We start from the raw sequence: 15,639 nt of genomic DNA, 5'->3' as shown, positions 1-15,639 counted from the left end.
CAAGCCCATGCGAGATCTACTTAAGTTATGGATGCCGATCTTTTTGGTTTCCGCTATTGCCTGTAAAACAAATCTGCCAACGGGTACAGACGATGATGTTGCAAAGTATGTAAATCCATTTCTTGGCACAACTCCACTCACGGATTCGGCCATTGTTGGTTTTCGGGTTCCGGATGGATGGCGTCCCTGGTCGGGATTAACCTATCCCGGTGCAGCTCTTCCCAATGCCATGGTTCAGGTAAGTCCGATTACAGAATATGGATCAGGTGCCGGTTATGAATATGAAGATTCTGTAATAATTGGTTTCGCACATACTAACAAAGGACATTGGAATCTCTGCAATGTGCCTGTATTGCCAATTACCGGTGAAGTTGATACAAGCAAGCCGATTCAATCTGCCTATAACCATACGCAGGAATCAGCTGGCGCAGGATACTATCAGGTAGTGCTGCAGGATTTTGGAATCAACGTGAAATTGACCTCAACCCTGCGTGCAGCTTTTCATCAATATGAATTTACAAAACCCGGAGCGCGATCCATATTATTTGATCTGGCAAGATCCAATAATCGTGTAAGGAGCTGGAAAATTGATCAGGTCGATTCTGCTGCGGTACAGGGTGTGCAGGATATGGGAGGTGAGCAGGTATATTTTTATGCAAAATTAAATAGTCCGTTTGAACTGGAAAAACAGGGAGAAAATACCAGGGGAGGACGAGCTTTTCTTAAATTAATGGAGGAAAAAAGTCCAGCGGTTGAACTTAAAATAGGTCTTTCCTATGTGAGCACTGCCAATGCAAAAGAAAATTTGGAGAAAGAAATTGGCGAACAATCCTTTGCCGAAATCAAAAATGCCGCCAATGCGACCTGGGAAAAATTACTTGCTGGCATTCAGGTGGAAGGTGGAACTGAAAAAAAAAAACAATTATTTTATTCTTCTTTATACAGAACTTTTTTGTGGCCTGCTTTACGGTCAGATATTAACGGAGAATACACAGATGTAAAAAATCAGGTTGTAAAGGCTGACTTCAATTATTATACGGTTCCTTCATTGTGGGATACGTATCGGAACAAACTGGTTTTACTGGGTATGATGTCGCCCAAAGTAACTGCTGACATCATACAATCGCTCACCGATATGGGAGATAAGACCGGTTTTATACCAACTTTTTTCCATGGTGATCACGCCGCACCATTTATCGCTGGATCCTATCTGCGAGGTATTGATGGATTTAATGTACAACAGGCATATAAAGGACTTTTAAATAATGCTTTCAAAGAAGGGCCAAGCCGTCCTCACCTGAATGAATACATGGAAAAAGGGTACATAGCTGATCCCGAGATTGCTGGTATCCATAATGTTGAAATCAAAGGAAAGGCTGGTGTTTCCAAAACCCTGGAATATGCCTATGACGATTATTCGCTGGCACAACTGGCAGCTAAACTGGGTGATACGGCCAATCATAGAATACTGATGGAGCGCTCCCGTAATTATAAAAATGTATTTGATCCGTCCACGCGTTTTATGCGCGGGCGTTCGGAAACTGGCGGGTGGATCCAGAATTTTAATCCGCAGTACCCCTATTATGAATATATGTACCGGGAAGCCAATGCATGGCAGGTGTCTTTTTTCGCACCGCATGACATGCCTTCACTTGTTCAGCTATATGGAGGGAAAGCTGCTTTTGAATCCAAGCTTGATTCCCTCTTCAGCCTGCCCTGGAATCCGACCTATATAGCCCGAAATGTGGAAACCATGATCGGACAGTATTGCCACGGCAACCAGCCCGATCATGAAGCGCCTTATTCCTATCATTTTGTTGACAAACCTGAAAAATCGCAGAAAATCCTGGATTTTATAATGGATAGTCTTTACGGAGTTGGTCCGGAGGGCTTAGCACTTTGCGGGATGGATGATGCTGGTGAAATGTCGTCCTGGTATGTATTTGCAGCTATGGGGGTGTATCCGCTTTCTCCTGCAGATACCAATTATATTGTTTCTGTTCCATTGTTTAATAAGATCAACTGGAAACTTCCCAATGGGAAAAAAGTGCATATCAGCAATGAGGGTGGTACCCGTACACCTTACCAGATCAACTGGAATGATAACAAGCTGGATGGGTATTTTGTACCACATACCTTATTTAATGAGGGAGGTGAGCTGATTATAAAGACCCGATAAAAAAAATAAAAAAATGGCGGCCGACTGGTGGTAGAATAAATATGAAGTGACTTATTAAGTACTAAATATTTTTTTGAACGATGAAACGTCGCCATTTTTTACAAAACTCAGGCTTGCTTGGTGCCGGACTGGTACTGAATCAGTTCTCTTCTTTCGCTGCATATGAAACTTTTCCGGAAGTAAGGGTGCCCCTTGCAAAACGCCGATTTACAAGCAAAGCAGTTGAACAAACCATCAACAGTTTTCAGGCAGGAGTTAAAAGCAAAGAACTGGCCTGGTTATTCGGCAACTGTTTCCCGAATACATTAGATACTACAGTTTTTCATGAAATAAAAAATGGCGTACCTGATACGTATGTAATCACAGGAGATATCGATGCCATGTGGCTAAGGGACAGTTCTGCACAGGTTTGGCCTTATTTGCAATTGGTGAAAGAAGATGCAGCACTGAAGGCTCTTATTGCAGGGGTAATTAATCGCCAAACCAGTTGTGTTCTGAAAGATCCTTATGCCAATGCATTTTATAATGATCCGGCTAAAAGGGGCGAATGGGCAACTGATCATACCGATATGCAGCCTGGGGTGCATGAGCGCAAATGGGAAATTGATTCCCTTTGTTATCCTATCCGACTGGCTTACCACTATTGGAAAATGACAGGAGATAATAGTCCTTATGGTGCTGATTGGAAAAAAGCGATTCAAACAATTTATAGGGTTTTTCGTGATCAACAAAGAAAAGCAAATCTGGGATCCTATCATTTTCAACGGACTACCCCGCATGCTACTGATACCCAACCCATGAAGGGATATGGTTATCCGGTTAAACCAATCGGACTTATTTGTTCCGCATTCCGTCCAAGTGATGATGCCACTGTCTTTTCATTCCTGATTCCTTCCAACTTTTTTGCAGTTACCAGTCTTCGGCAGGCAGCAGAAATGCTGAAAGCAATCCATCAGGATATCGCAGGAGCACAACCTTTGCTGAATCTGGCCAATGAGGTAGAAAAAGCATTGAAGCAATATGCCATTGTCGACCACAAAAAATATGGAAAAGTTTTTGCTTTTGAAATTGATGGATTTGGTTCCACATTGTTGATGGATGATGCCAATGTGCCTTCCTTGTTGGCGATGCCTTATCTGGGTGCAATTCCGGTATCTGATCCGGTGTATCAGAATACTAGAAAAATGATTCTGTCTGATGATAATCCGTTTTACTTCAAAGGAAAAGTAGCAGAAGGGATTGGCGGTCCGCATGTAGGGCAGGATATGATCTGGCCAATGGCAATTATAATGAAAGCGATGACCAGCAATAGCGATAAGGAAATTGCAGATTGTATTGAAGTATTACGAAAAACGCATGCAGATACCGGTTTCATGCATGAGTCTTTCCATAAAGATGATCCAAAAAATTTCACCCGCTCCTGGTTTGCTTGGGCAAATACCCTGTTCGGGGAATTATTATGGAAAACCTATCGTGAGCGAAAACATCTTTTATCATGAATTCTCCTTTAGTTGTAGGTGTTGATATTGGTGGATCTCATATTGCCACAGCATTAGTTGATTGTAAAAAAAGAGTCGTTCTTGAAAATTCCTGCATTCGGCGGAAAATTGATGCGGGTGGAACTTCGGCGGAAATTATTAATGAATGGGCTTTGGCAATAAAGGACTCGATTTGTTTCGCAGAGCTCCCTGTTCGTAAAGTTGGCATTGCAATGCCTGGACCATTTGACTATACACAGGGTATTTCCTATATGAAGAACCAGAATAAATTTGATTCTTTGTATGGTTTGAATATCCGTAACCTGATTTCTACTTCTCTCGGGATACATTCGGAAGGAATTCATTTTTCCAATGACGCCGCCTGTTTTTTACAGGGCGAGTTATTTGTCGCAAAGGAAAATTTACCGGATTACACTGCCGGTTTTACATTGGGAACCGGATTTGGTTCTGCAATAACAGAAATGAATGTTGCCGTCGATGCCAATCTTTGGTGTGCTCCATTTAAACAGGGAACAGCAGAAGATTATTTATCCACCCGATGGTTTGTAGAAAATTATCAAAAAAGAACAGGTTTTATATTAACGGATGTCCTGTCCATTACGGAACAGGGAGATCAGCATATAGTTGCCGAACTCTTTGATGATTTTGGTAAAAATCTGGGCGAATTTCTGCTTTTCTATTATTATAAATATAAATGGGAGTATATAATTCTTGGTGGCAGTATTTCTTTGGCTTATCCTTTGTTTGCGCCCGCATTGCTAAATCAGTTGAAGCAAAGCCGCGTTCCAATTACAATTAAAATCTCAAAACTTGGAGAATCTGCAGCTCTGGTTGGAGCAGCAGGGTATGTTTCCAAATTACATTCGGTGTGAAATAATTTTTTTAACAGAATAGCAGGTTATTTCTTTTGAAGTGACTTTATAATACGAACGATTAAATAAGCATCCATATGAATAGTTTCAAGCCGCCTGCGGTGTACCGTATTGGCCGTCAAATCGGCGTTTTAGTTTTTTTGTTGTTTTTATCAGCATCCTCACTGCTAGCACAGAGTATTTCTGTTCGCGGTAAAGTGATGGATGATAAAAATTCTCCGGTAACAGGTGCAACAGTTCAGCTTAAAAATTCCACACTGGCTACTTCTACTGATGCCAATGGAAATTTTGTGCTTTCCGTACCAGAAATAAAAGGTGCCCTGATTATCAGTTATGTTGGTTATGATACGCAGGAATTGCCATTGGACAAGGATAATTTCACCATTCAACTGCAGGCTCAGAATGGAAGCCTGGGTGAAGTGATCGTTGTTGGATATGGTACCCAACGGAAAATATCAGTTACTGGTGCAGTGGATAAAATTGGTACGGATGCCATTGAAGGGAAACCTGTTGTTAATATGAGCCAGGCACTTCAGGGTGTTTCTCCCAATCTAATTATTCAGCAAACCAATTTCGAACCCGGTCAGGGATTAAGCATCAATATTCGTGGTTTGGGAACCTTGGGAAACAATGATCCATTGGTGGTAATTGACGGAATCGTAGGGGGTGACCTTAATCTGCTGAATCCAAATGATGTGGAATCCGTTTCTGTGTTAAAAGATGCGGGAACTGCTGCTATTTATGGATCACGTGCTGCAAATGGAGTTATCCTGGTTACAACCAAAAAAGGCCGTAAGAATCAAAAGCCTAGCTTGACCTACAATGGCATGTATGGGGTAACCTCTCCGAATATTGCAGCACAACCTGTTGATGGCTGGAAAAATGCCTATTATAAAAACGAATCACTGGTTAATTCAGGCAGACAACCTATTTACTCACCAACAGAGATTCAGGAGCTGGCCGCAAGAGGAAATGGTAACTGGAGGCTTTCAAATATTCTGCAAAACGCTCCTCAGCATACCCATAGCGTAAGTGTTAGAGGTGGTGGACAAACCAGTTCCTACATGGTTTCATTTGGATACATGGATCAGGCCAATAATTTTATTGGTGATGATTATGGCTGGAAACGATATAATCTCCGGATCAATCAAAGTACTGAAATAGGCAAGTTCAAATTGAACACCATCCTGGGTTATGCGAAATCAAACGGACGGGATCATTCTTCCAGTGCAGGAACCCTGATAATCGATGCTTCACGTGTTCCGTTGATTTATGACTTTCAGGATAGTTTGGGTCGCTATCTTACCAATGCTGTATCATCAGAATTCAATCCGAAAGCTGTTTTGGAAAACGGCGGTTACAGAACCTATAACAACGACGAAATATTTGGAAGTATAAATGGTGAATATGCAATTACCAAAGATCTTAAAATCAGGGGTGTGTTTGGTGGAACTGTACGATCCAATACCTCTTTCGGCCGCCGGCTGGAACTGGAGTTTGTACCAGGTGGCAGATATGGTCAGGATCGGGAGGTTTTTGATGCCAATAGCAAATCGCTGTTAACAAACACTCAGTTATTGCTGGAGTACAAAAAAAACCTGGGCAAACATGATATCTCCGCATTATTTGGAGGAACCAATGAATCCTTCAAAACTGAAGCAAGTAATGTTCGTAAAACACTTACAGATCCGGTTTGGGGCGTTCCAACTACCGGTACTGTTGTGGATCCGAATTCAAACAATACCGTTCAGGGAACTTCAGAAACAAGCCTCAATTCCTTATTGGGAAGAGTTGGTTATTCCTATGACGACAAATATTTTGCAGAAGTTAATTTCAGGTATGATGGTTCTTCAAATTTCCCAAAAGCCATACGCTGGGGTTTATTTCCTTCCATTAGCGCTGCATGGCGTGCAACAGAGGAGAATTTTTTACAGGGGTATAAGGATAAAATTGGAGACCTGAAACTTCGCGTATCCTATGGTATGTTGGGAAATCAGAATATCAGCGCTTATCAGTACCAGACCACTTTCTTTAATTATGCCAATGCGTATGGATTCAACAATGAAATTGTAGGTGGTTCTGGTTATTCCTTAGGAAATCCGGAAGTGACCTGGGAAAAAGCATCCACTTTTAATATCGGGCTGGATGGTACAGCCTTTAATAATAAACTTGATTTCTCCTTCGATTTTTTTAATAAAGTCACTTCAGATATCCTGGTGGCACGAGAAGATGTACCAGAATTATTCGGAGCAGGCTTCCCGCCCTATAATGCTGCAAAAGTTCAGAACCGTGGTTGGGAAGTTCGGGTTGGATATACCCATCGTGGAGGTTTGTTTACCCACAGAATCGACGCAAACCTGGCAGATAACCTGAATAAATTATTGAATTACACATTCGGTGCAGAAGAGCTGGTGCTTCGTAAGGAAGAATTTGAATTTGTTCGCAGAGTCGGACTTCCAATTACCGTATATCAGGGATACCGGGTAGCAGGTTATTTCCAGAATGTTAGAGATGTGGAGACATTGCCAAAGCCTGCCAATGCAACTGTTGTTCCGGGGGATGTCCGGTTTGTAGATAAGAATGGTGATGGCACCATTGATGACCGCGATAAATTTATTCTGGGTAATCCATTCCCCAGATACACATTTGGACTTACCTATTCAGTAAATGTGAAAGGGTTTGATGCCGTTGTATTTATGCAGGGTGTGGGAATCCGTGAAGTAATGGTAAGAGGTGAGCTTGTGGAGCCATTTCACGTAGGTTATTCCGGAACCATGTACCAGCATCAGACAGATTACTGGACACCAACCAATCCGAATGCAGAATGGCCGCGTCTGGCTGAATCAGGAACGCCGTCAAATGCAAATAACTACCGCACTGGTTCAGATATTTATCTTTTTAATGCAGCGTATGCAAGGTTAAAAAACCTCCAGATTGGTTATTCTATTCCAAAGCACCTGGCTGAACGCGCAAAAATTCAGAAAGCAAGAATTTACCTCAGTGGCCAGAATTTATTCACTATCACAGATATGAATTTTCTTGATCCTGAAAATTCTGAATTTGGAAATAGCACAGGAATGGGAGCAGGCGCAAATAGCGGACGTGCCTATCCATTGCCGGTATTTTATGGAGCCGGACTGGATATAACCTTTTAATTACAAAAATCTCTTTAACAATGGTTGCAAATCAAATAAAACGCTTAAGTACGGTGCTCATGCTGGTAACAGGGATGGTGAGTTGCAAAAAGCTGGATCTTACGCCAATTGACCGGTTTACTGAATTGAATTTCTGGCAATCCGGTGCCAATGTAAATAATGCCCTGAACAATGTATACAACCGGATGTATACCAGTCAGTATTTTTTCTACAATGAAGCATTGAGCGATAATGCCTACACAAGATTGGGAATTGGTGCCGGCTTTCCGGATGTAATTACCAGTGGAAACTTTACGCCAACTCTGGATCGGTTCAGAGGCGAGTGGGCTTATTATTATACCGGCATCAAAGCTGCCAATATTTTTCTGGATAATGTAGATCAGAATACCACAATGGATGCGTCCCTACGTGAAAGAAATAAAGGAGAAGTGCGGTTTGTTCGGGCTTTTCATTATTTCCGACTCATGAACTGGTGGGGTGATGTGCCTTTAATAAAAACAGATCTTTCGCCGGATGAAGCAAAAGCTATTGCCCGCTCACCGAGAGCAGAAGTGCTTGGCTTTATTTTATCAGAATTGGATGCAGCAGCTGCTGTGTTACCTACCCGAAATCAATATCCTGCAGGCGACCGGGGTCGTATTACAAAAGGTGCTGCCAAAGCACTTAAGGCAAGAGTACTCCTCTATGAAGGGAATCGTATGGATGAGGTGGTTTCCATTTGTGAAGAACTAATGAATGATCAGGGTACAAATGGCACTTACAGTCTTCAGTCTTCTTATTCTGCAGTATTTAGTCCCACTAATGAGTACAACAGTGAAGTAATATTGGATCTGCAATACGTTCCAAACCTTCGTACCTGGGGTGAACATATTGACTTTGTTCCTCTTTCTGCGGGTGCGAGAGGTAATAACCTGGCACCAACGCAAGAACTGGTAGATAGTTATACCATGACAAACGGACTTGCAATTAATGCGGCAGGTTCCGGTTTTGATGAAAATAATCCATATGCAAACAGAGATCCAAGACTTACTGCTACCATAGTATACCATGGTTCAACCTGGACCAATGCAAATGGAACAACTCAAACAATTTATATTGAGCCTGGAACAGATCCGAATCCGGCTGCAAATAATGAATACAATCCATCCGGACAGGGAACAGCCACCGGTTATTTCTGGAAAAAATATTATGATCCAACAGCGGTTGCTGGATTTAATTCGGGATTAAATCTTATTCTGATTCGTTATGCGGATGTTTTGTTGATGTATGCAGAAGCGAAACAGGCAATGAATCAGTTTAATGAAGAAGTCTGGAATCAAACCATTCGTCCGCTTCGGGCACGAGCCGGTTTTACTGATCCTGCTGCATTGAATTTTCCATCATCCGGTGATCTGACAGAAATAATCAGAAATGAAAGAAGAGTAGAGTTTGCTATGGAAGGTCTGCGGGTAGATGATATCCGCAGATGGAAAATTGCTGAAGAAGTGTTAAACGGATGGGCACATGGGGCACAATACGAAGACCCCTCCATTGACAATGGATATATCCGGGCGCAGCTCAGAACATTTGATCGAACCAAACATTATCTCTGGCCGGTTCCGGCATCAGAAATTGGCAGAAATGGAAATCTGTCGCAGAACCCTAATTACGGAAACTAACTCATTTAAAATTTATAAATCTTCCTTATATGAATAGATTGCTTTTAACCATCACTGGTTGCCTCCTGTTAGCAACAGCATTCATCAGCTGTTCCAGGAATGATCGAGACATTAATATGAACATTACCGGTGTAACACAGTATTATGCGCCAAACGATAATGTGTTTGTTAAATTAGAGCCTGCAACTTCTGCATCTGTGGGTTTTGAATGGGATCATGCTAAAGCAGAAGACGGAGCGCTGGTAATGTATGAAGTGGCATTTGATGAAGAGGGGGGTGATTTCTCTGAACCAATTTACAAGATAACATCAGATGGGAACGGCGTACAGAATCGTTTGTCTCTTAGTCACAAAGAACTTAATCGCATAGCGGATATGGCGGGTATTGGTTCGCTTGAAACGGGTAAAATGAGTTGGGCTGTTATCGCTTCTAAAGGAACCAATATGAAAAGATCCGAGTTGGTTAGAACAATTGAAGTGGAGCGTCCGGCTGGTTTTGCTGAAATCCCCAATGAGGTTTTCCTTAGCGGTGATGCTACAGAAGCAGGCGCTGATCTGGCAAATGCAATAAAGCTGAAATCAACCAGTGCCGGTGTATTTGAAATTTATACTTCATTGAAATCTGGCTCTTACAGATTTGTAAACAGAACCAGCGGAACCATTACTTCCTATCAGGTAGAAGGAAGTTTCCTGAAAGAAGGAGAAGCTGTTGCCAGTCCGGCAACCGGCACCCAGATATATCGGCTTGTTCTTGATTTCAATAATGCTGCTTTTAGCATCACTGAAATAACCGGACTTGGATTTTGGTTTGCACCAAACAATAGCCTGCAGGCTGAACTTGACTATGAGGGTGGTGGTGTATTTAAAGCAGCTGATGTTCCCATTGAATTCAGACAGGAAGGCTGGGGCCGTGATGAGCGCTATAAATTCCGGATGAAACTAAAAAGTTCTGACGGGAATGAATTTGAAGAAGATTGGGGAAGTGTAAATCGTGATAATTCAAGACCGGATGCAGGTACTGCAGCTGCCTGGTATAATATCTACAAGCAGAATGTAAACCAATGGGATTACTGTTTCAAGTTCAAGACAGAAGCGGATATGAAACATGTTGATATGCTGGTTAATTTTAAAACGGACGCTGCATACAATCACGAGATCATCATTAAATAATCCCGAGTATGAGATTTGTACATTTTAAATCACTGGCGGCAATTGCTGGCGTTACATTAGTCCTGCTCAGTACTGGTTGCAGAAAGGATTATGATCCAGGTGTAATTGATGATGGTACTGGAGGGGAGAATGAAGCAGAAATTGACTGGGCACTGGCAGCAGACAGCAGTACACAATCACTGGTATCCAAATTCTGGAATGCTTCTGGTAATTATTTTAATGAAAAAAATATCAATACCAATTTTCATTACTGGCCTCAGGCACATGGATTGGATGTTTTGGTAGACGCATATGAACGTACAGGTAGTCAGGTGTATAAAGACTATATGGATAAATGGTTCACCGGAGTGCCGGTAAAAAATGGCAATACATTTATCAATGAGTTTTATGATGATATGGGATGGAATGCGCTGGCTATGTTAAGAGCGTTTAAGGCTACTGGTGATGAGAAATATAAAGATGCAGTGGATGTATTATGGGCAGATCTGAAAAATGGATGGAATGCTACGATGGGGGGAGGAATAGCCTGGAGAAAAGCAATGCCGTACTATAAGAATACACCTGCCAATGGTCCGGCTGCCATATTAGCTGCCCGCTTATACAAAGAGTTTAATAATCCGGATGACCTTGTCTGGTCTAAAAAAATTTACACCTGGATAAAGGACAGTTTATATAACCGGAGTACCGGCTGGGTATACGATGGTATGAATGACAATAATGATGGTGTTCGGAATACTACCTGGAAGTTTACCTATAATCAGGGGTTGTTTGTAGGGGCAGCGGTTGAATTGTTCAAGATTACGAATGAAAGTGGTTACCTGAATGATGCGATCCAGGCAGCCAACTTTACATTGTCAGATAATGTACTGACTAATTTTACAGATAATCTTTTAAAAGATGAAGGCGGTGGAGATGGTGGTTTATTTAAAGGAGTATTTGTTCGGTATTGTACTGAGCTGATTCTTACACCGGGTATGCTGAGTTCTGATAAGGGTCGATATGTGAATTATTTGAAGCATAATGCAAAAACCTTATGGACAAGCGGTACGGATAAAAATTATTTATTATTCGGATCCTACTGGAAAACACCTCCGGGTGCATCTACGGACCTTACGATTCAGTTAAGCGGCGCCATGCTGATTGAAATGGCTGCGGTACTGGAGGAGAATAATTTGTAATTTGCCTTGCTGCATTAGTCAGCAATACATGAAAAGAATATCAATTAAAGATATTGCCAACAAAGCAGGTGTGGTGCCATCCACGGTATCCCTGGTATTAAATGGCAAGGCCCGTGAGCAAAGAATCAGTGATGAGGTGGCGGATCGTATCCGGAAAATTGCAGATGAAACAGGATATCGTCCCCTGCAAACTGCTGTTAGTCTGCGTACCGGTTATTCAAAAACGCTGGGCCTGATTGTAGAGGATATCTCCAATGTTTTTTTTGCAACACTTGCCAAAGCAATTGAAGAAGAGGCCTATGCGAGTGGCTATAAAATAGTGTATTGCAGTACGGAGAATGATAATGATAAGGGACGGGAGCTGATCGCCATGTTAACCTCCCAGCAGGTAGATGGATACCTGATTACTCCCAGCCCTGGAATGGAAGCGGAGATTCGGAAACTGAAATTGACGGGTAAACCTGTGGTACTGATGGACCGGTACTTTCCGTTGCTGGATGTGCCATCGGTTTTGGTTGATAATTTTTCAGGGGCAATGATGGGGATGGAGCACCTCCTTAAAAAAGGGTATCGATCCATTGCTCTTGTAACGGTTGACCTTGATCAGATCCAGATGAAAGAACGGGAGCGCGGCTATCACATCGCTTTGCAGCAGTGGCATCTTGATCTTCAGGAGTCCCTGGTTTTAAATTTGCCCTATCAGAATAGTCAGGAGCAAATTGTAGAAGCGATTGGGTTGTTTTTTAAAGAGCATCCTGAAGTGGATGCGGTATTTTTTGCAACCAATTATTTAGGGATTTGTGGTTTGGAAGCAGTGCAATATGCCAAAAAGAAGATTCCGGAGGACTTGGCGATACTTTGTTTTGATGATCATGATTTATTCCGTTTGTATTCACCTTCCATTACTATCATTCGGCAACCAATCAGGGATATTGCCAAATCAGCTATCCATTTATTGATGAAGCAACTGGATAAAAATTCGCCAACCATTGCTGAGAATTATCTAAAACAACCTGAAATGGTTATTCGCAACTCTACCTGATTAAAGGAACTCAAAATAAATATTATATTTATTGGCATGTATCCACCTGATATAGACATATTAATCGACAAATACCTGAATGGGAATGCTACAGATGAAGAATGCAGGCAATTGGATAAATGGTACAATTCTTTTGATTCGGCTGGTTCCTTCACCAGTTCGCTAAATGAGGAAGAAATTGAAAAGTTTCGTACGCTCGGTTTGCGGAAATTGAGGAATAAAATGGATTAAATGTCGTATTAACTATTAATTCTAGCGTTTCTACTATACTATTCCCTTATTTAAGTATTAATTTGGCTACCTAAACGAATTGCATGCTATCTTCTAAACTGCTGTATGAAAAACTATCGGATGAGGAGCTCTTCAACAGGGTTCGTCAGGAAGATTCCCAGGCCTTTGAGGTCCTATACTGTCGGTATTGGTCGATTTTGATGGATACCGCCTACCGGAGGATTCGTTCTCGTGAAAAGGCGGAAGATTTAATTCAGGAAATTTTTATAAGCTTATACCAGAATAAACAGCGGGTTCAATTCACGGTTTCAGTTCAGGCATATCTTATGCAGGCGTTGAAATACAAGCTTTTAAATGAAATGAGGGCGCAGGCAGTACGTGTTCGATACCAACAGCAATTTTTTTTAAACGCTCAATGCAAAATCGATTTTGCAAAAAATATTGAGGCTAAAGAATTGCAACATACCATACATAAATCGATCTCTTCTTTACCGGAAAAATGCCGTCAGGTATTTTGTCTGAGCCGATGGGAGTTTCAATCTAATAAGCACATTTCCAACCATCTGGCGATTTCTGTTAGTACGGTGGAAAAGCATATTAGTAAGGCACTTCAACTTATCAGAAAGGATCTTCAAGAATTTAACCGGTCAGAATAAGCTTTGTCATAGAGTGACTAGTGTCACACAAGCTGTGTGACTACCATCACCAAAATCCGATTTGCGATGTTTCATCTTTGTTTTCAAATACAAAGGATATGGAAATCGCAGGGTACATAGCTTCGCTTATAATTGGAATTTCTCTCGGATTAATTGGGGGAGGAGGTTCTATACTTACAGTACCGGTTTTGGTTTATCTGTTTCGGGTTCAGCCGGTTGTTGCAACGGCCTATTCACTTTTTATTGTTGGCTCAACGAGTTTGGTTGGTAGTTTTCCGAAATACAAGGGAAATGAAATCAACCTGAAAACTGCCTTAATTTTTGGTATTCCTTCCATCCTTGCTGTATATGCAACCAGGGCTTTCATTGTGCCGGCTATTCCGGATGAACTGTTTACTATTGGGGGGATGGTATTTACCAAATCAATTCTGATGATGTTGCTGTTTGCAGTGTTGATGGTATTTGCGTCTGTTTCCATGATTCGAAGCAAGAAAGAAGAAGTGGAGGAAGAAGTAGTTACAGAACAGCATTTCAATTATCCATTGATTTTATTGGAAGGTGTTGTCGTTGGGATGTTAACCGGACTGGTTGGCGCAGGTGGCGGGTTTCTGATTATTCCTGCCCTGGTGTTGCTGAGTAAACTTCCTATGAAACAGGCAATTGGAACTTCACTGCTGATTATTGCAGCAAAATCGCTGATCGGCTTTACCGGGGATCTTAAAAATGCTTCAATGGACTGGAAGCTTCTGCTGACAGTAACCGGACTGGCTATCATTGGTATCTTTATCGGAAACAAACTCAGTAAAAAAATCTCTGCGGATAGCCTGAAAAAAGGATTTGGCTGGTTTGTTCTGGTCATGGGCATTTACATCATCATAAAAGAGCTTTTTTTATAAAGACGTCAGACACCAGTGAGATAGGTATCAGACACCTGTCTCAGAGTGTTCTAACACGTATCTGATAACTCTCTAACAACGTTCTAACACCTGTCTGACACATGAAACATATCTTCCCTGCCATATTATTCACAATTGTAGTAGTTGTTGTTGCATATCAACTGGGAGTGTCATGGTTGCGTGAGAAAGAACAGCCTGTCCGCCTGGTCGAAAAACCAGGCTGGCAGCCTCCCAGTTTATACCTCGACTATGTGCTGGAAGGCGAAGCAAGAGAACAGGTTATCTATGGCGAAGAGTTAATTACACATACGTCAAAATACTTCGGACCACAAGGAACTGTCGCAAAATTCAGCAACGGCATGAATTGCCAGAATTGCCACCTCGATGCCGGAACCCGCATCTGGGGGAATAATTACGCCTCAGTGGGATCTACCTATCCCAAATTCAGAGATCGCAGCGGCAGTCTGGAAACTATTCCCAAAAGAGTAAACGATTGTTTTGAAAGAAGTCTGAATGGTACCGCAATTGATACCTCAGGAAAAGAAATGAAAGCCATTGTTGCGTATATTAAGTGGGTAGGGCAAGATGTCAAAAAAGGAACTAAGCCGGATGGAGCCGGAATTAGCGAACTTAGTTATCTGAATCGCGCAGCGGATCCTGTCCGAGGTAATATTCTGTACAAAGCCAGTTGCCAGTCCTGCCATGGTTCCAACGGTGAAGGACTCCTTTCCCTTGAAGGGAACGAGTATGCTTACCCGCCGCTATGGGGAGCAAATAGTTATAATACCGGAGCCGGACTTTATCGTCTTTCGAGATTTGCAGGCTATATCAAAGACAACATGCCCTTTAATCAGACATCCCACAAATTTCCCGCTCTGAGCGATGAAGACGCCTGGGATCTGGCTGCATTCGTAAATTCACAACCAAGACCGGTTAAAGATATTCGCAATGACTGGCCGGATATTTCCAAAAAACCAATTGATCATCCTTTTGGTCCGTTTGCTGATGGCTTCTCCGAAATGCAGCATAAATACGGGCCATTTGAACCAATTATAGCCGCAAGAAAAGCGGCGGTAAGTAATAAAAAATAAACTCCGGTAAACG

At 41.9% G+C, this 15,639-nt stretch carries 12 protein-coding genes; all 12 read left to right on the top strand.

The genetic code is table 11. From position 1 onward, the window contains the following. Window positions 1–7 precede the first annotated feature (7 nt). The gene (locus B2746_RS18080; RefSeq protein WP_290796944.1) at window positions 8–2,179 is read left to right on the top strand and encodes a GH92 family glycosyl hydrolase; all 2,172 of its coding nucleotides are present in this window, start codon (window positions 8–10) and stop codon (window positions 2,177–2,179) included. Between the two features lie 80 nt (window positions 2,180–2,259). Further along, a complete protein-coding gene (locus B2746_RS18075; RefSeq protein WP_290796941.1) occupies window positions 2,260–3,678 on the top strand; it encodes a glycoside hydrolase family 125 protein in 1,419 nt (472 codons plus the stop codon). Beyond that, window positions 3,675–4,550, top strand: a complete 876-nt coding sequence (locus B2746_RS18070) for an ROK family protein (protein ID WP_290796938.1) — start codon at window positions 3,675–3,677, stop codon at window positions 4,548–4,550. Before B2746_RS18075 ends, B2746_RS18070 begins: the two co-directional genes overlap by 4 nt. 77 nt (window positions 4,551–4,627) lie before the next feature. Then, window positions 4,628–7,705 carry a SusC/RagA family TonB-linked outer membrane protein gene (locus tag B2746_RS18065; RefSeq protein ID WP_290796935.1) on the top strand — a complete coding sequence of 1,026 codons (3,078 nt, stop codon included), beginning with the start codon at window positions 4,628–4,630 and terminating at the stop codon, window positions 7,703–7,705. Between the two features lie 20 nt (window positions 7,706–7,725). Beyond that, a complete protein-coding gene (locus B2746_RS18060) occupies window positions 7,726–9,363 on the top strand; it encodes a RagB/SusD family nutrient uptake outer membrane protein (protein ID WP_290796932.1) in 1,638 nt (545 codons plus the stop codon). 29 nt (window positions 9,364–9,392) lie between these two features. Then, a complete protein-coding gene (locus B2746_RS18055; protein WP_290796929.1) occupies window positions 9,393–10,532 on the top strand; it encodes a SusE domain-containing protein in 1,140 nt (379 codons plus the stop codon). Between the two features lie 8 nt (window positions 10,533–10,540). After that, entirely contained in the window at window positions 10,541–11,710 is a 1,170-nt protein-coding gene (locus B2746_RS18050; protein WP_290796926.1) for a glycoside hydrolase family 76 protein, read from the top strand. A 28-nt stretch (window positions 11,711–11,738) separates the two neighbouring features. Continuing rightward, on the top strand, window positions 11,739–12,752 hold the full coding sequence (locus B2746_RS18045; protein WP_290796923.1) for a LacI family DNA-binding transcriptional regulator: 1,014 nt from the start codon (window positions 11,739–11,741) through the stop codon (window positions 12,750–12,752). A gap of 36 nt (window positions 12,753–12,788) precedes the next feature. Then, the gene (locus tag B2746_RS18040; RefSeq protein WP_290796920.1) at window positions 12,789–12,983 is read left to right on the top strand and encodes a hypothetical protein; all 195 of its coding nucleotides are present in this window, start codon (window positions 12,789–12,791) and stop codon (window positions 12,981–12,983) included. Window positions 12,984–13,066: 83 nt separating this feature from the next. Beyond that, a complete protein-coding gene (locus B2746_RS18035; RefSeq protein WP_290796917.1) occupies window positions 13,067–13,639 on the top strand; it encodes an RNA polymerase sigma factor in 573 nt (190 codons plus the stop codon). 98 nt (window positions 13,640–13,737) lie between these two features. Then, entirely contained in the window at window positions 13,738–14,535 is a 798-nt protein-coding gene (locus B2746_RS18030; protein WP_290796914.1) for a sulfite exporter TauE/SafE family protein, read from the top strand. 101 nt (window positions 14,536–14,636) lie between these two features. Then, window positions 14,637–15,626 (top strand): c-type cytochrome, encoded by a 990-nt coding sequence (locus B2746_RS18025; RefSeq protein WP_290796911.1) that lies wholly within the window; start codon window positions 14,637–14,639, stop codon window positions 15,624–15,626. The last annotated feature ends 13 nt before the right edge of the window (window positions 15,627–15,639 follow it).

The sequence above is a fragment of the Flavihumibacter sp. UBA7668 genome, assembly GCF_002483205.1.
Classification (GTDB): domain Bacteria; phylum Bacteroidota; class Bacteroidia; order Chitinophagales; family Chitinophagaceae; genus Flavihumibacter.
The sequence above is the reverse complement of the archived record's forward strand: the minus strand, read 5'-3'. Positions and strand labels throughout refer to the sequence as shown.

Excerpts from the sequence above, each read along its gene's own strand:
- B2746_RS18080 (WP_290796944.1), top strand. The coding sequence starts at position 8 with ATGCGAGATCTACTTAAGTTATGGATGCCGATCTTTTTGGTTTCCGCT.
- B2746_RS18075 (WP_290796941.1), top strand. The coding sequence starts at position 2,260 with ATGAAACGTCGCCATTTTTTACAAAACTCAGGCTTGCTTGGTGCCGGA.
- B2746_RS18070 (WP_290796938.1), top strand. The coding sequence starts at position 3,675 with ATGAATTCTCCTTTAGTTGTAGGTGTTGATATTGGTGGATCTCATATT.
- B2746_RS18065 (WP_290796935.1), top strand. The coding sequence starts at position 4,628 with ATGAATAGTTTCAAGCCGCCTGCGGTGTACCGTATTGGCCGTCAAATC.
- B2746_RS18060 (WP_290796932.1), top strand. The coding sequence starts at position 7,726 with ATGGTTGCAAATCAAATAAAACGCTTAAGTACGGTGCTCATGCTGGTA.
- B2746_RS18055 (WP_290796929.1), top strand. The coding sequence starts at position 9,393 with ATGAATAGATTGCTTTTAACCATCACTGGTTGCCTCCTGTTAGCAACA.
- B2746_RS18050 (WP_290796926.1), top strand. The coding sequence starts at position 10,541 with ATGAGATTTGTACATTTTAAATCACTGGCGGCAATTGCTGGCGTTACA.
- B2746_RS18045 (WP_290796923.1), top strand. The coding sequence starts at position 11,739 with ATGAAAAGAATATCAATTAAAGATATTGCCAACAAAGCAGGTGTGGTG.
- B2746_RS18040 (WP_290796920.1), top strand. The coding sequence starts at position 12,789 with ATGTATCCACCTGATATAGACATATTAATCGACAAATACCTGAATGGG.
- B2746_RS18035 (WP_290796917.1), top strand. The coding sequence starts at position 13,067 with ATGCTATCTTCTAAACTGCTGTATGAAAAACTATCGGATGAGGAGCTC.
- B2746_RS18030 (WP_290796914.1), top strand. The coding sequence starts at position 13,738 with ATGGAAATCGCAGGGTACATAGCTTCGCTTATAATTGGAATTTCTCTC.
- B2746_RS18025 (WP_290796911.1), top strand. The coding sequence starts at position 14,637 with ATGAAACATATCTTCCCTGCCATATTATTCACAATTGTAGTAGTTGTT.